The organism is Rhodococcus sp. NPDC077669, from assembly GCF_040686915.1.
GTDB lineage: Bacteria > Actinomycetota > Actinomycetes > Mycobacteriales > Mycobacteriaceae > Rhodococcoides > Rhodococcoides fascians.
Map to the genome: position 1 here is coordinate 102,905 of NZ_JBFBMD010000010.1, position 16,258 is coordinate 119,162.

Below are 16,258 nucleotides of genomic sequence, written 5' to 3' on the forward strand. Positions count from 1 at the left end.
CGACTGCTCGAACAGCAAGTGAACAGCCGCGACACGGTTCACACCGAACCTACGGTGCCGTAAGCTGGACCGGTCGTACGCAATCTATGGAGGCGATCTAATGGCGAGGGATCTGACACAGCTCGAGCTTCTGCAAGAGCTGGTGCCCACTGCCGAGGACAACGTGAACCGTCACATTTCGATGGCGCGCGAATGGCATCCCCACGACTACGTGCCGTGGGACGAAGGCCGCAACTTCGCCGCCCTCGGCGGCACGGACTACGACCCGGAGCAGTCCAAGCTCTCCGACGTCGCGCAGGCCGCGATGATCACCAACCTGCTCACCGAGGACAATCTGCCGTCCTACCACCGTGAGATCGCCGAGAACTTCTCCCAGGACGGTGCCTGGGGAACCTGGGTCGGCCGCTGGACCGCCGAAGAGAACCGCCACGGCATCGTCATGCGCGACTACCTCGTCGTCACCCGAGGCGTCGATCCCGTCGCCCTCGAAGAAGCCCGCATGATCCACATGACCAACGGCTTCGCCTCGCCCGCAGGTTCGCAGACCGGTCTGCTGCACTCGGTGGCGTACGTGACGTTCCAGGAACTCGCGACCCGCGTCTCGCACCGCAACACCGGCAAGGTCTGCGACGACCCGATCGCCGACCGCATGCTCCAACGCATCGCCGCCGACGAAAACCTGCACATGATCTTCTACCGCAACATCACCGGCGCAGCGATGGACATCGCTCCCGACCAGACGCTCGACGCGGTCTCCGACATCGTGACGAACTTCGTCATGCCCGGTGCCGGCATGCCGAACTTCCGCCGCAACGGTGTGCTGATGGCCAAGCACGGCATCTACGACCTACGTCAGCACCTCGAAGACGTCGTCTGGCCCGTGCTGCGCAAGTGGAGCGTCTTCGAGCGCAACGACTTCACCGCCCGCGGTGAGAACAAGCGCGAAGAACTCGCCGCGTTCCTCGAAGACCTCGAGCGCCAGGCCACCAAGTTCGAGGAGATGCGAGATCGCTCGCTGGCCCGCGAACGCGCCAAGGCCGAAGCACGCGCGTCCTGAGTTTCGATCGACTGGTGTGCCCGGTACCGACTTCGGTGCCGGGCACCGCCTTTTCTCCTGAAAGTTCTCCCTTCGTTCCAAAGGCTTGTTTTCCATGACATTGCAGATCGGCTCCCTGGAGTTGCGCAGCCCCGTCGTCCTCGCACCGATGGCAGGCGTCACCAATGTGGCGTTCCGCACGTTGTGCCGCGAGCAGGAACTCGAGCGCGCGGGCAGCACGTCCGGTCTGTACGTCTGCGAGATGGTCACCGCACGTGCTCTCGTCGAACGGCAACCCGCCACGATGCACATGACGACGTTCGGGCCCACCGAAACTCCCCGGTCCTTGCAGCTCTACACGGTCGATCCGGACACCACGTACGCCGCGGCGAAATTGATCGTCGACGACAATTTGGCCGATCACATCGACATGAACTTCGGCTGCCCGGTCCCGAAAGTCACCCGCAAGGGCGGCGGTGCCGCATTGCCGTACAAGCGAAACCTGTTCGGCCGCATCGTCGCTGCGGCGGTCAAGGCCACCGAGGGCACCGACATCCCCGTCACGGTCAAGTTCCGTGTCGGAATCGACGAGAACCATCACACCCATCTCGACGCCGGCCGGATCGCCGCCGACGAGGGTGCAGCGGCCGTGGCGTTGCACGCCCGCACCGCCTCCCAGCGTTACTCCGGCACCGCCGACTGGAACGAGATCGCTCGACTCAAGGAGCACGTCACCGGGATTCCCGTCCTGGGTAACGGCGATATCTTCTCGGCGTCCGACGCCGTCCGCATGATGGCGGAAACCGGATGCGACGGCGTCGTCGTCGGGCGTGGCTGCCTCGGTCGTCCATGGCTGTTCGCCGAGCTCAGTGCCCGCCTGAACGGGCGGCCAGAGCCGACGCCGCCGACCCTGGGTGAGGTGGCCACTATCATCGCGCGCCATGCCGAGTTGCTCGCGCAGCACCACGGTGAGGGCAAAGGCCTCCGAGAGTTGCGCAAGCACGTGTCCTGGTACCTGCGCGGCTTTCCCGCCGGCTCGGATCTTCGGGTGTCGATGGCACTGGTGTCGACCCTCGCCGAACTGGACGACCTTCTGGCGCAACTGGATCCAACCGTTCCGTTTCCCAAGGACGCCGAAGGTCCCCGCGGCCGGCAGGGCTCGCCCGGCGCAGTGTCGCTGCCCGACGGATGGCTCGACGATCCGGAGGACCTGTGTGTCCCCGCCGGTGCAGATCTGATGCATTCCGGCGGCTGATCGACCCCTCACCAGGGCCCGTCTCGCACGAAGTGGACCGCGCCGCTCGAGTCAGTACTATGGCTTGGATTGCCGAGTAGACGGCACATGCGTGTGATGGAAGGCCAGGGTCGAATTCGTGGGAGACGATCGAGAGTCGGGCCCGTCTGTGCCCGAGGGTCGCGCCCCATGGGAGCGCCCGCTGTCCTCTATCGGACGAACCGGCGCAGGCGGACGTTCCGGACAACGTCCTCCTCGGTCCGACGACCCCGCCACACCCGACCCCTCTGGTTCGGAACCCGACTCGACAGACTCCGATTCTCCACCGAAGCCGGGTGACAGCGGCCGACTGGGTAAACGCTCCCCGCGCAACGCGGACACGGTGTCGGTCGCCGAGCTGGTCGACAAGATGTCTCGTTCGGGAGCCACCCGACGTGATCCCCCCGAACGGCCGGACGTCGAAGAGCCCACCGAGGTCATCTCACCGATCACCGACTCCACTCCCCCGCCGGCTCGGGCGAACCGTCCGATGCCCACCCCGCCGCCGCACGCTGCCCCCGAACCCGTCGGAGCACCCGCCGCCGACCGGCCGGCACTGACGCGTCTGGCGATGAGCCGAGTACGGCGACGACGACGGATACGCATGATCGGCCGAAGTCTGGTCTCGATCGTCGCCATCCTCGCCGTGGCACTCACCGGAGTGGTGTGGGGCTATCTACGCAACACCGATCAGGGATTCCTCCAAGTCGCCGCGCTCGACCCCGATTCGACCGACGTCGTCGACGCCGCAGGCCAGTACGGAGACGAGACCTACCTGATCGTCGGCACCGATACGCGCGCCGGTGCCAGTGGGCAGGTGGGCGCAGGAACCGTTACCGATGCCGAGGGATCTCGATCGGACACCGTCATGCTCGTCAACATTCCAGCCGACCGCAGCCGCGTCGTCGCCGTGTCGTTTCCTCGCGACCTGGACGTGACCCGACCCGAGTGCGAGCAGTTCGACAACGTCACCAATACCTACACGGGCGAGATGTTCCCGGAGGCGTACGGCGACAAGCTGAACGCCACCTACGCCCTCGGCGGCCCGAAATGCCTGGTCAAGACCATTCAGAAGATCTCAGGACTGCGGATCGGACACTTCGTCGGCATGGACTTCGCCGGTTTCGAGTCCATGGTCGACGAGGTCGGCGGTGTCGAGGTGTGTACCGCTCAGCCTCTCGTCGACTACGAACTCGGAGACGTGCTGCCCAACGCCGGTACCCAACGCATCGACGGACGCACCGCACTGAACTACGTCCGAGCCCGGAACATCGAATCGGAGGGCAACGGCGACTACGGCCGGATCAAGCGCCAGCAGCGCTTCCTGTCGTCGCTGTTGCGATCGGCGTTGTCGAACAAGGTGCTTCTCGACCCGGGCAAGCTGAACGGATTCGTCAACGCGTTCACCTCCGACACCTTCGTCGAGAACGTCAAGACCCAGGATCTGGTGACGCTCGGCCGATCGCTGCAGAACGTCGACGCCGGCGCGGTGACCTTCCTGACCATTCCCACCACCGGAACCAACGACTACGGCAACGAGATCCCCAACGACGACGCCATCGGCGCCATCTTCCAGGCCATCATCGACGATCTACCGTTGCCAGGCGAAGAACGGGCGGAACCGGTGACACCGGAACCGACCCCGCCGCCCGCCGCTCCCGAGGCCCCGCTGCTGGCCGTGGATCCGGGCACCGTGTCGCTGCAGGTGTCCAACGCGTCGGACATCGCGGGAATGGCACAGACCGCGTCCGATCAGCTGGCGACGTACGGATTCCAGATCCTCACGGTCGGTAACTTCTCCGGCTCCGCCGCTCAGACCGTCGTTCGATATTCCCAGGATCAGGAAGCTGCTGCGGCGACGGTGGCGTCGGCGATACCCGGCGCTGCGATCGAACTGGCTCCGAGCCTGAACAACGTCGTGGAGGTGGTTCTCGGTTCCAACTACCCGGGCTACACCCAGTACCCGGCCGGCGTCGGTGCACAGATCGACCCCACCCAGGTGGAGGGAACGACCGAAAGTGCTCCGCTACCCGAGGATCTGTCGTTCACCAACGCGGCCGACGACACGTGCGCCTGACTCCATTCATTCCCCGTTAACCCTCGGGACAGAGAACTGGTCGGTGTGACCTACTAAACTGCGCACATGCGCGTCGCCTACAACGAACAGATGAACGAGCTCGCCGATCTCCTCGGAGAAATGGCGAGCCTGGCTGGTGCGGCCATGGAAAAGGCCACGCAGTCTCTCCTCCAAGCAGACCTGGTTCTCGCCGAGCAGGTCATTTCCGAGCACGACAAGATCACCGAGCTCAGCGCGATCTGCGAGGAGAAGGCATTCACGCTTCTTGCGCTGCAGGCTCCGGTCGCGGGCGATCTCCGTTCGGTGGTGGCCGGCATCCAGATCGTCGCCGACATCGACCGAATGGGCGCACTCGCACTCCACGTCGCCAAGATCACCCGTCGCAGGCACCCGAACCATGCCCTCCCCGAGGTCGTCAACGGCTACTTCGCCGAGATGGGACGCCTCGCCGTGCAGATCGGTGCGTCGGCCCGTGAGGTGCTCGAGACCCGCGATCCCGAGCGCGCTGCGAAGCTGCAGGAAGAGGACGAGGCGATGGACGATCTGCACCGTCACCTCTTCACGGTGCTGATGGACCGTGAGTGGAGCCACGGCGTCGCCGCCGCGGTGGACGTGACCCTGCTGGGCCGCTTCTACGAACGCTTCGCCGATCACGCCGTCGAGGTCGGCCGCCGAGTCATCTTCCTCGTCACCGGCCAGCTTCCCGCCGACCTCCACCAGCAGAACATTCCCAGCTCGTAGCACCCACTTCGCTCGAGGTCGAGTAGCGCTGCGCGACAACGCTACTCGATCTCGGCCCCAGGGCAGGCGCACAAAAAGAACCCCCGTCGAGCTTTCGCTCGGCGGGGGTTCTCTGTGCGGTGTGCGGTTATCCGAAGCGGCCGGAGATGTAGTCCTCGGTGGCCTTCTGCGTCGGATTGGAGAAGATCTTCTCGGTGTCGTCGATCTCGATCAGCTTGCCGGGCTTGCCCGTTGCCTCGAGGTTGAAGAAGCCGGTCTGATCGCTCACGCGCGCGGCCTGCTGCATGTTGTGCGTGACGATGACGATCGTGAAGTCCTGCTTGAGTTCCTGAATCAGGTCCTCGATCGCCAGTGTCGAGATGGGGTCCAGGGCCGAGCACGGCTCGTCCATCAGCAACACGTCGGGAGAGACGGCAATGGCGCGGGCGATGCACAGACGCTGCTGCTGACCACCGGAGAGTCCGCCACCGGGCTTGTCGAGGCGATCCTTGACCTCGGTCCACAGGTTGGCACCCTTGAGCGAACGCTCGGCGATCTCGTCGAGCTCCTTCTTGCCGCGGCCACCCTGCAGCTTCAGCCCGGCGACGACGTTGTCCTTGATGGACATGGTCGGGAACGGGTTGGGTCGCTGGAAGACCATGCCGATGGTGCGTCGCACACCGACGGGGTCGACGCCACTGCCGTAGATGTCCTCGCCGTCGAGCAGCACCGAACCTTCGACGCGAGCGCCGGGCGTGACCTCGTGCATACGGTTGAGCGAACGCAGGACGGTCGACTTACCGCAGCCGGACGGTCCGATGAACGCGGTGACGCTGCGCGGCGGGACTGCCAGAGTGACGTCGGAGACGGCATGGAACTTGCCGTAGTAGATGTTGACGTCCTTGAGATCGAGACGCTTTGCCATGTTCTGATTCCTTAGGATTCTCTGGAGTCGGGTGGGTCAGAAGTTCTTGGGCGAGAAGAACTTCGAGACCAACTTCGCGCCGATGTTGAGTATTGCGACGATCAGGATCAGCGTCAGGGCTGCTCCCCACATGCGCTCCGCGGTGAGCACGCCGGTTCCTGCTTTCTGCAGGTCGACCATCATGAGCGGCAGTGACGTCTGCGGCCCCTCGAAAATGTTGAAGTTGATGGCGGTGGCCGAGCCGACCAGGATCAGCACCGGAGCCGTCTCACCCATGACGCGGGCCAGCGCCAGCATGATGCCGGTGACGATGCCGGAGAGCGCGGTGGGGATGACGATCTTGGCGATGGTCTTCCACTTCGGCACGCCCAGTGCGTAGGACGCCTCACGCAGGTCCTGCGGAACGATGCGCAGCATCTCCTCGGCCGACCGCACGATGACCGGAATCATCAGCAGCACGAGGGCGAAAGCAACGGCGACACCGGAGCGCTGGAACCCGAAGGTGGCGATCCACAGCGCGTAGATGAACAGGGCCGCGACGATCGACGGAACACCGGTGAGGATGTCGACCATGAACGTCGTGACCTTGGCCAGTTTGGTCCCTGCGCCGTACTCGACGAGGTAGATGGCGACGAAGATGCCGATCGGGATGGAGATGACGGCGCAGAACAGTCCTTGCAGGAGGGTTCCCACGATCGCGTGGTACGCACCACCGCCGGCGATGAACTGGGTGATTCCGGCCTGCGAGTTCTGCCACCAGGCCGGTGCGACCACAGCGGACAGTCCACGTGAGATCACCGTGTAGAGCACCCAGATCAGTGGTACGAGGGCGACGAGCACCGACAGGCTGACGAGAATCGTCGCCGCGAGGTTCGACGCCTTGCGCCGGGCGCTGACGCCCTGGAACGTGGGCTCCTTGACGGGCTTGTCCATGGTTGCGGTCATGGGTCAGTCCTTCTTTCCGGCGATGGCGGCGCGGGCACCGGCGTTGACGACGAAGGTCAGGACGAACAGCACCAGACCGGCGGCGATGTAGGCACCGGCCTGCAGCGGGTTGTTGAACTCGCCTGCTGCCAGCGCGATCTTGGTCGCGAATGTGGAACCGCCGTCGAACAACGTTCCGCCGAAGGTCGCCTGGGTGCTGCGGATGATGATGTAGAGCGCGATGGTCTCACCGAGTGCGCGTCCGAGGCCGAGCATCGAACCGCTGACGAAGCCGGACTTGCCGAACGGAATGACCGTGGTGCGAACAACTTCCCAGCGAGTGGCTCCGAGCGCGAGAGCCGCCTCGACCTGGCCCTTGGGCGTCTGGACGAACACCTCACGGGTCACGGCGGCAATGATCGGCAGGATCATCACGGCGAGCACGATGCCGCCGGTGAAGATGGTGCCGCCGCCTGCGATCGATACCGAGCCGGTGCTGAACAGCGGGAACCAGCTCAGCGACGAGTTCAGCCATTCGGCGAACGGGCTGATCGCCGGGGCCAGGACGTACAGGCCCCAGAGGCCGAAGACGATCGACGGGACGGCGGCGAGGAGGTCGATGACGTAGCCGAGCGGTCCGGCAACACGCTTGGGTGCGTAGTTCGTCAGGTAGATCGCGATACCGAGCGCGACGGGCATCGCCAGGATCAGAGCGAACAACGACACGGTGACGGTGACCAGGAACAGGTCGAGTACACCGAACACCATTGCCGAGGTGTTCGAGGTGTCCCACGCGCCGTTGTAGGTCAGGAAGTTGACCGTGTTGTTGGACAGTGAGGGAATCGCTCGCCAGAGCAGGAAGATGCCGACCGCAGCGATCAGGGCGATGATGAAGATGCCCGAGCCCTTGGCCAGGCCGGAGAAGATCCTGTCACCGGGACGGGTGACCGTCCCCGATGTTTTCGAGTCTGACAATTGTGGTTCTTCCGGTTCGTGGGCGGCACCTGTGGTAGGCACGGTAGCCGCCGAGGGGATGCCGGTGATCGAGTGGGTGTCGCTCATACCGCTCACTGTCTCGTGTCGATGCAGGGTGGTCCGCCTTCGGCCCGCGTCACCGCGAGCCGAAGGCGAAACCGGGTTTATCGAGGATCAGGCGATCGCTTCGATGGCGGTGACCAGGCGTTCCTTGAATGCGTCGGGCAGCGGCACGTAGCCGGCTTCTTCGAGGCCCTGCTGGCCCTCGTTGGCTGCACTGAGCAGGAAGGACTTGACTGCTGCCGTGGTGTCGGCGTCGTAGCCCTTCGAGCAGACGATCTCGTAGGTCGCGAGGACCAGCGGGTAGGTGTCCGCTGCGTCGCTGGCGTAGAGGCCGTCGATGTCGATGACGAGGTCGTTGCCCTCGCCCTTGAACTTCGCGGCGTCGATTGCCTTGCCTGCGGTCTCGCTGCTCAGCTCGACCGGTCCGTTACCGAAGTCGACAGCGGCCTTGCCCAGCGACTCCTGGTCGGCGAAGCCCTTCTCGACGTAGGTGATGGCACCGGGGGTGGCGGCGACGGCCTGGGCGACGCCCGAGGATCCGTTGGCACCTTCGCCGACGCCGCCGGCCCAATCGGAGCTGTGGTTCAGCGTCCACGCCTCGGGAGCGGATGCGGCGAGGAAGCGCTGGAAGTTGTCGCTGGTGCCCGACGAGTCGGAGCGGTAGACCGGGGTGATCGCGGTCGACGGGAGCGTTGCGCCCTCGTTAAGTGCGGCGATGGCCGGGTCGTTCCAGGTGGTGATCTTGCCGGTGAAGATCTGCGCGATGACGTCGGGGTTCAGCACCAGGTTGTCGACACCGTCGACGTTGTAGGCCACTGCGACCGGGCCGAAGACCAGCGGCAGGTTCCACGCCGGGTTGTTGGCGCAGCGCACGGCGGCCTGTGCGGCCTGGTCGTCCTTGATGGACGAGTCGGAGCCGGCGAAGTCGACGAGGCCCGCGACGAACTGCGTGCGGCCGTTACCCGAACCACTGGTGGTGTACTCGACGGCCTTGCCCGTGCAAACGCCGGAGTAGATCGAGGTGAAGTTGGACATGGCGTTCTGCTGTGCGGACGAGCCTTCACCGGTCAACGGGGACTTGCCTTCGCACGAAGCCGAGGACTGCGATGCACCGTCCGTGGTGGCGACGTTCGCGTCGCTACCGCATGCGGCCAGCAACATGGCACTGACTGCCACTGCACTCATGAGAGCACCGTTGCGCTTGAGGTTCACCTGTTTCCTCCGAGGAATCTTGGGCCGTGATCGCGGCGCGAACTCGAGGTTCGCGCTGCGACTGTGAAGGTGCCGGCTCAGAAGAACCCTCGCACCAGGCAGCGTAGGTTGCCGCCCAGAGAGAAAGGTAAAGGCAGGTGGTAGACGTTTACCCCCGCGTGGGTGAACGGAAGATGAACACCGTGCTGGAAATGTCCGATTACGCGGTCCGCGCGTACGCGGCGTCGACGTGGTAATTCGCGAACCCGAGCTTGGTGTACGTGTGCACCGCCGCGGTGTTGTCGGCCTCGACGTACAGCATGATCTGGTCCAGTTCGCGACCGCGCAGATAATGCAGCCCGGCCAGGGTCAGTACCCGTCCGAGACCGCGACCCTGCGACTGCGGATCGATACCGACCACGTACACCTCACCGATGGCCGGGTCGTTGCCCCCAGGGAGTGGAGCCTGCGGAACGACCCGATCCTCGGCCGCGTGAACTTTCGTCCAATGGAATCCGAGCAGGTGGTCGCTGCCTTCCTCGAAGGCCAGGAAAAGACCCGCCGGATCGAACCACGGCTCGTCTCGCCGCGACGCGATGTCGCGGTCGGTCCAGCCGCCCTGCTCGGGATGCCAGGAGAACGCCGCGTTGTTCACCCTCAACAATTCGGCATCGTCCTGGTGCCCACGATAGGTTCGCAGCGAAATACCTTGCGGTACAACCACATCGGGCAGTTCGGGCTCTGCTGCAGCCCGTCGCATCTGCAGCAGTTCCCGGGCCACCGTCAGCCCGAGCGCACGCGCCACCGACTGTGCTGCGGGCAGATTTCCGTGCGCCCAGATCCGCGTGTCGGAGCCGAGATCGAGTGCGCTGCTGACCAATCGCCGACCTATGCCGCGACCGCGATACTCCGGATCGACCACTGCCTCGGCCATACCGTCGGCGACGCCGACGTACCCGACGACTCGATCTGCGTCGGTGGCAACGAATCGAACGACGCCCTCACCCGCGTCGACGGCCTTGACGGCCTGTTCCGAGAGCGGCGCAGTCCCGTCGACTTCGGTTGCACGCGAAAGGATCCGGTGAATCTCGTCGCTGACGCGCGAGGACGGTGCGTCGCCGTCGAGGGGGTGGACGTCGAACGCAGTATCCGAATTCATCTACGAGAGCGTACTCTCTTGCTCGAACTCGAAATCCGCATCGTCGGAATCGCCGGCCATGGCGTCCGGAGCCGTACCGCCCTTGGAGTTACGCGACGGACGCACGGCCTTGTAGCCCACGTTCCGCACCGTTCCGATCAGCGACTCGTACTCGGTACCGAGCTTGGCGCGGAGGCGTCGAACATGGACGTCGACGGTGCGAGTGCCACCGAAGAAGTCGTAGCCCCATACTTCCTGCAGCAACTGGGCGCGGGTGAAGACGCGGCCCGCATGTTGAGCCAGGTACTTCAGCAACTCGAATTCCTTGTAGGTCAAATCGAGTGGGCGACCGCGCAACCGCGCGGTGTACGTGCCCTCGTCGATGACCAACTCACCGAGCGTGATCTTGCCCGACGTCTCGGGACTCGCAACCCCGCCGCTCCGGCCGACCAACAGACGTAGCCGAGCGTCCAGTTCCGCGGGACCTGTGCCGGGCAGCAGGATGTCGTCGAGCCCCCAGTCGGAATTGACTGCGACCAGGCCGCCTTCGGTCAGGACCGCGACCACGGGGATGGCCGAGCCGGTACTACCGAGCAGCCGACACAGACCGCGAGCAGCAGCCAGATCGGTACGTGCATCCACCAGCGCGATGTCGGCAGAACCTGCTTCGAGGAGAGAAGACACCTCGGTCGGTACCGGCCGGATGTGGTGAGCCAGCAACGCAAGAGACGGGAGTACGCCCTCCGGATTGGGATCGGAGGTCAGTAACAGGAGCTCCACTGCGTCTCCGTTCTTACCGCTGGCCGGTCCAGCCGACGCTGGAATCGAGTGATCGTCAAGGACACAGACTAGCTTGTCCGTACAACCGGTCGAAGCGGGCAGTACGCGATGCTTCGGTCACAATGGACCGGTGCGCACACTTCTCATCGGACTCGTCAGCCTGTTGGCCCTCGCGCTCGTCGTCGATTTCGGGGCCGCGGCCTACTCCGAATATCGCGTCTCGCGCGCCATCCGCGACGGCGGCGAACTCACCTCGGACCCCCAGGTGATCGTGCACGGTTTTCCGTTCCTCACCCAGGCCGCCGACGGCCGCTATCAGAACATCGAGATCCGGGCCCAGGACGTCCCGACCGAATACGTCGGCTCGACGACCATCGAAGCCAATCTGCGCGGCGTCCACATCGCCCTGTCCGACCTGATCGACAACAACGTCCGCGACATCCCGGTGGACGAGCTCGACGGCCGCGTCCGCATCGAGGCAACCGATCTCGGACGGTTCCTCGGCATCGTCGACCTGCAGGTTTCCGCACCTCCGGCCGACAAGTCCGACGGCACGGGCGGCTCCGGCGGGTCGGGCAAGACCACCGCCGGTGGCGTCGTACTGACGGGAACGGTTCCGGTGGGACCGCTGCAGACCACCGTCAGCGTGCAGGCCGACCTTCTGCTCGAAGGTGACAGTGTCGCCATCGTGGCATCGGACTTCTACTTCGGACCGGAGGGGCAGGCCGACTTCACGATTCCCGATTTCGCCAAACCCACAGTTCTCGGCCTGTTCACCAAGACCATCGAACGCCAGAGCCTGCCGTTCGGACTGCTGCCCACGGACGTCTACGCGGAGGGTTCACAGATCGTCGTCGAAGGGTCGGGAGAGAACGTGAACATCGACCTCAACGAGATCGAAAAGCCGTGACAGGGATCACAGTTCTGGTTGTCGTGGCGGTCCTTGCCGTTGCTGTCGGACTGATTCTGCGTCGTCGTTCCGGTGCCGTACGCACCATCGCGTCCACCGATTCCGACGACCTTCTCCCGCTGCTCGTCGATGCGGGCGTCACCTCGGGAACTCCGACGATTCTGCACTTCTCGGCGGACTGGTGTGGTCCGTGCGCTGCCGTGCGTCGTGTGGTGCATCAGGTTCTCGCCGACCGCACCGACGCACGCGAAGTCGAACTCGACATCGATGCTCAGCCTGTTCTCGCCCGTGAACTCGGAGTGCTCTCGCTGCCGACGACCTTCGTCCTCGACGGAGAACTGCGTCGGCGTTCGAGAATTGCCGGCGTGCCGTCGGCCGCAGCCCTGCGCGAGGCTCTCGACGCGCTGTAGGGCAAGAGCTACTCAGGTGGGCGGTACGACGCGCCCCTGGTAACGGGTAGGATGCACTTCGTGTTCTCCCGCCGCGAGCTCATGCTCACCAGTCGACGCACGGTTGATCTGTGCCGACTGGGCGGTTGTTGCTGTCGCTGCTGCTGATTTCCGTCTGCCGCCACGCCCATGCGTGATGTCGGCCCGATGATCGAAATCCACATCCGAGCACCGGCGACAAGCCGTGCCCCGGCCTCGCACAGGAGTACCTCTCGATGTCGACATCCGACACCCACACCACCACGATCGACCAGGTCGACGTCCGTGGTCCGCGCTTCGCCGCGTGGATCACCACCGCAGTTCTGGTCGTCGTCCTCCTCGCGAGCACGGTCTCGGTTCCCGCAGCGGCAATCCTGCTGGGGCTCCAGGCGATCGTGTTCGGAATCGGAGCCGTCCGCGGACCCAAGCACAGTCCGTACGGCACGATCTACGCGACATTCGTCGCGCCGCGGCGCTCACCGACCACAGAACGTGAGCCGGTGGCCCCGTTGAAGTTCGCCCAACTGGTGGGCTTCGTGTTCGCCGCCGTCGGAGTCCTCGGATTCGCTCTCGGCGCTCCCGTCGTCGGCACCGTAGCGACAGGCTTCGCGCTCTTCGCGGCGTTTCTCAACGCAGCGTTCGCAGTGTGCCTGGGCTGCATGATCTACCCCCTCGCAGCTCGATTGCGCGGCAACTCGCGCACCGCAGCGTGACAACTACCCCCTGATCCGACAAGAAAGACCGAAAGGAACACCATGGCTCGCTCCGACGTCCTGGTCTCTGCCGACTGGGCCGAGCAGAACCTGAACGCACCGAAGATCGTCTTCGTCGAGGTCGACGAAGACGCCAGCGCCTACGACGGCGGACATATCGAAGGTGCGGTCAAGCTCGACTGGCGCAAGGACCTGCAGGACCCGGTTCGCCGCGACTTCCTCGATCAGGAGCAGTTCTCCGGCTTGCTCTCGGCCAAGGGCATCAGCAACGACGACACCGTCGTGCTCTACGGCGGAAACAACAACTGGTTCGCCGCCTACGCCTACTGGTACTTCAAGCTGTACGGCCACAAGGACGTCAAGCTGATCGACGGAGGCCGCAAGAAGTGGGAGCTCGACGGCCGCCCGCTGTCGAAGGACGTCGTCAGCCGGGAGAACACCCAGTACCGCGCCGAGGCACCGGATCTGTCGATCCGCGCATTCCGCGACGAGGTCATCGACGCCATCGGCAACAAGAACCTGATCGACGTGCGCTCCCCCGACGAGTTCTCCGGCAAGATCCTTGCGCCGGCACACCTCCCGCAGGAGCAGGCTCAGCAGCGTGGCCACGTCCCGTCCGCGATCAACATCCCGTGGAGCACCACCGCCAACGAGGACGGCACGTTCAAGTCCGACGAGGCACTCGAAGAGCTGTACAAGACCAAGGGCTACGACGACAGCAAGGCCACCATCGCCTACTGCCGCATCGGTGAGCGCTCGAGCCACACCTGGTTCGTGCTGAAGGAGCTCCTCGGCAAGGAAGACGTCAAGAACTACGACGGCAGCTGGGTCGAATACGGCTCCCTCGTCGGAGCACCCATCGAATTGGAGGTTCACTGATATGTGTGGAGCACCCGTGCAGGGTCAGACCATCCCCGCAGGCGTCGACGTCGAGAAGGAAACGGTCATCACCGGCCGTGTCCTCGCCGGCGACGGTGAGCCAGTAGCGGGCGCATTCGTCCGTCTCCTCGACGGCACCGGCGAATTCACCGCCGAGGTCGTCGCGTCGGGAACCGGCGATTTCCGCTTCTTCGCTGCCCCCGGACAGTGGACGCTGCGGGCGTTGTCCGCATCGGGCAACGGCGACACCGTCATCACGCCCGAGGGCGCGGGCGTGCACTCGGCCGACGTCACCGTCGGAGTCTGAGTCACCGACTCGATCACATAGAAGAACCCCGCACCTGGCAACCAGGTGCGGGGTTCTTTTCGTTGCTCTAGCCGACCGCTCGCGCCGGCTCGGGGACCGTGGAGTACTGCGGCGGGAACATGCCGGGAGGTACCGGGATGCCCTGGGATTCGAGGAAGGCTCCGAGGTCGCTGACGCGAGTCTGCGTCCCCGGCTCCGGCAGCACCCGGGATTCCTGGGCGGGCGCGGGCGTCTCGGGTGCCTGGGTCTGGGGTGCCTGGGTCTCGGGGGTGGCCGGGTCGACCGCGGGAGGCGCGTTCTTCTTCTCGCGTTCGGTTCGGGCGAGATCGGTCACCCACGCGACCATCTTTTCGCTTTCCCACTCGACCCCGTCGTTGGGGTCGTTGTACCAGTAGGACAGGTGCTGCAGAAAGCCGATCGCCAAGTAGGGGCCGAGCACGACGTCGACGATGCCCTTGTTGTTCTCCACCAGGCCCTCGCCCTCGGCGCGCAACTTCGCCTTCACCGTCTCGGCACCCGGACCGAGAGCCCAGTTGAGATCGGCAAGTAGTTGATCGGGCGACAGCGCTGCTGCAGCCTTCGCATCGTCCACCTGATACTGCCGGTCGGAGACTTTGACGAGAACCTGCAGGAGCGTCTCGTCCGACTCGAGCCACGACTTGTTCGTGGCGATATCGATGATCGCGCGGGTGGCAATGGAGGCGACCGTCCGACCGAAGTCGGAGACGGTCTGCACCGGGTTGAGCAGCGTCAACCGCATCTGACCGAGTACACCGAGCGCCAGCTGCAGCAGTTCGATCTTGTCCGGCGAGTCGCAGGCGAGATCGTAGGGCCGACACGACCAGGTGACCTTGTCCGTCATCGACCCGTAGTCCCGCGGCGCCGGATCCATGAAGCCGCCGAGCGACTGGCCCACCTCGTCACCGAAGTTCGGCACGCCGGCCGGGCGGTAGGGCGACCCCACCATGACGACACCGACGACGTCGTCGGACGTGACGAGAGCGTTGGGGTCGCGGTGGCCGAGTTCCATCGTCACGCGATCGAGAATTTCGCCGCCGACGCTGTACCCCAGGAGCGCGAACTTGGTCTTCTCACCGCACTTGGTCTTGTACTCGTCCATCAACCGATTGGTCGACGCGATGCCGTCGGCGATCGACTCCTGGTAGGTCGGCACGTTGTCGAGTACGTCGAAGCCGTAGGTGGAGGAATACGGGACGTAGAGCCAGCCGACGGTGCCGGGGCTGTCCGCGTTCGCCTCACCGACCGGAACGGTGACGTTGCCGACCCAGTTCGACGCGATCGTCTGCGCTTCTTCGTTGAGCGGATTGCGATCGGAGTCCGAGTCGGTGGCTCCGGACACCGCCAACAGCAGTACATCCGGGCAGTCCTGCGCGTAGTTGTTCGGATCGATATTCGGGCCCTGAGACGAACCGAAGTCGGCCGAACCCGACTCTGCCGAACCCGAATCGGACGATCCCGAGTCGGGCGCGGCCAGCGCAGCAGCGGGAGCTGCAAGGGCCAACGCCACTGTGACAACCGCCGATCGAACCAATACGGAACCGAACGACGATGTCAGAACACGCTTACGACGCAGCATTTCTGCAGAGACCTCCCCAGCCTTACAAGACAACAGCCTTGACGACACACATAGTGAATTCGTCGGCGCTCTCGAAGTCGAGAGCCCGACGCCCCCGGGAAGAAGGTACCTGCTCGCGTCGGTTTCGCCATCACTACGAGTGATCCAGGGCACTGTGGGCCGCAAAAATGATGGTGTGTCACCAATGCCACAGCGCGGAAACGGACCGTTGTCATCGACCGGTCTCGCCGCGGGTTAAACTCGGTTCCGTGGTCATCTTCTTCGAGGTATTGCTGGCGCTTGCGGCAGTAGCCATCATCGCGTTCTCGCTCTATGTCGTCTA

Annotated in this window: 16 protein-coding genes; 9 read left to right on the forward strand and 7 right to left on the reverse strand. The window is 64.7% G+C overall.

All coding sequences use genetic code 11. The features are described 5' to 3' along the window. Positions 1–100: 100 nt before the first annotated feature. From AB0P23_RS14365 to phoU, 4 genes are all read left to right on the forward strand, one after another. Positions 101–1,057, forward strand: coding sequence for an acyl-ACP desaturase (locus tag AB0P23_RS14365; RefSeq protein ID WP_032390729.1), 957 nt, complete (start codon positions 101–103; stop codon positions 1,055–1,057). A 94-nt stretch (positions 1,058–1,151) separates the two neighbouring features. Then, positions 1,152–2,291 carry a tRNA dihydrouridine synthase DusB gene (gene dusB / locus AB0P23_RS14370; protein ID WP_363797964.1) on the forward strand — a complete coding sequence of 380 codons (1,140 nt, stop codon included), beginning with the start codon at positions 1,152–1,154 and terminating at the stop codon, positions 2,289–2,291. 118 nt (positions 2,292–2,409) lie between these two features. Continuing rightward, the gene (locus AB0P23_RS14375) at positions 2,410–4,386 is read left to right on the forward strand and encodes an LCP family protein (RefSeq protein WP_283542732.1); all 1,977 of its coding nucleotides are present in this window, start codon (positions 2,410–2,412) and stop codon (positions 4,384–4,386) included. 66 nt (positions 4,387–4,452) lie between these two features. Beyond that, positions 4,453–5,127 carry a phosphate signaling complex protein PhoU gene (gene phoU, locus AB0P23_RS14380; protein ID WP_027495872.1) on the forward strand — a complete coding sequence of 225 codons (675 nt, stop codon included), beginning with the start codon at positions 4,453–4,455 and terminating at the stop codon, positions 5,125–5,127. Between the two features lie 127 nt (positions 5,128–5,254). Here the strand turns inward: phoU and pstB are convergent, their stop codons facing one another. The 6 genes from pstB to AB0P23_RS14410 form a co-directional block, all read right to left on the reverse strand. Further along, a complete protein-coding gene (pstB, locus tag AB0P23_RS14385; RefSeq protein ID WP_027495871.1) occupies positions 5,255–6,031 on the reverse strand; it encodes a phosphate ABC transporter ATP-binding protein PstB in 777 nt (258 codons plus the stop codon). A 36-nt stretch (positions 6,032–6,067) separates the two neighbouring features. Beyond that, positions 6,068–6,976 carry a phosphate ABC transporter permease PstA gene (gene pstA / locus AB0P23_RS14390; protein ID WP_027495870.1) on the reverse strand — a complete coding sequence of 303 codons (909 nt, stop codon included), beginning with the start codon at positions 6,974–6,976 and terminating at the stop codon, positions 6,068–6,070. Positions 6,977–6,979: 3 nt separating this feature from the next. Beyond that, complete coding sequence (gene pstC, locus AB0P23_RS14395; protein WP_027495869.1) at positions 6,980–8,017, reverse strand: phosphate ABC transporter permease subunit PstC; 1,038 nt, start codon at positions 8,015–8,017, stop codon at positions 6,980–6,982. Between the two features lie 87 nt (positions 8,018–8,104). Next, positions 8,105–9,205 (reverse strand): phosphate ABC transporter substrate-binding protein PstS, encoded by a 1,101-nt coding sequence (gene pstS / locus AB0P23_RS14400; protein WP_283550585.1) that lies wholly within the window; start codon positions 9,203–9,205, stop codon positions 8,105–8,107. Between the two features lie 199 nt (positions 9,206–9,404). After that, positions 9,405–10,343 (reverse strand): mycothiol synthase, encoded by a 939-nt coding sequence (gene mshD / locus AB0P23_RS14405; protein WP_222090012.1) that lies wholly within the window; start codon positions 10,341–10,343, stop codon positions 9,405–9,407. After that, entirely contained in the window at positions 10,344–11,102 is a 759-nt protein-coding gene (locus tag AB0P23_RS14410) for a response regulator transcription factor (protein WP_027495866.1), read from the reverse strand. It abuts the gene before it with no gap. A gap of 130 nt (positions 11,103–11,232) precedes the next feature. Here AB0P23_RS14410 and AB0P23_RS14415 point away from each other — a divergent pair, with 130 nt between their 5' ends. The 5 genes from AB0P23_RS14415 (at position 11,233) to AB0P23_RS14435 (ending at position 14,339) form a co-directional block, all read left to right on the forward strand. Continuing rightward, positions 11,233–12,012, forward strand: a complete 780-nt coding sequence (locus AB0P23_RS14415) for an LmeA family phospholipid-binding protein (RefSeq protein WP_027495865.1) — start codon at positions 11,233–11,235, stop codon at positions 12,010–12,012. Then, a complete protein-coding gene (locus AB0P23_RS14420) occupies positions 12,009–12,422 on the forward strand; it encodes a thioredoxin family protein (RefSeq protein WP_032367498.1) in 414 nt (137 codons plus the stop codon). Before AB0P23_RS14415 ends, AB0P23_RS14420 begins: the two co-directional genes overlap by 4 nt. A gap of 254 nt (positions 12,423–12,676) precedes the next feature. After that, positions 12,677–13,153 (forward strand): DUF4395 domain-containing protein, encoded by a 477-nt coding sequence (locus tag AB0P23_RS14425; protein WP_027495863.1) that lies wholly within the window; start codon positions 12,677–12,679, stop codon positions 13,151–13,153. Positions 13,154–13,195: 42 nt separating this feature from the next. Beyond that, on the forward strand, positions 13,196–14,032 hold the full coding sequence (locus tag AB0P23_RS14430; RefSeq protein WP_027495862.1) for a sulfurtransferase: 837 nt from the start codon (positions 13,196–13,198) through the stop codon (positions 14,030–14,032). A 1-nt stretch (position 14,033) separates the two neighbouring features. Continuing rightward, on the forward strand, positions 14,034–14,339 hold the full coding sequence (locus AB0P23_RS14435; protein ID WP_008719402.1) for a DUF1416 domain-containing protein: 306 nt from the start codon (positions 14,034–14,036) through the stop codon (positions 14,337–14,339). Positions 14,340–14,406: 67 nt separating this feature from the next. On the opposite strand, the gene AB0P23_RS14440 is transcribed toward AB0P23_RS14435, so the two are convergent. Then, entirely contained in the window at positions 14,407–15,936 is a 1,530-nt protein-coding gene (locus AB0P23_RS14440; protein WP_094666184.1) for a cutinase family protein, read from the reverse strand. Positions 15,937–16,258 lie beyond the last annotated feature (322 nt).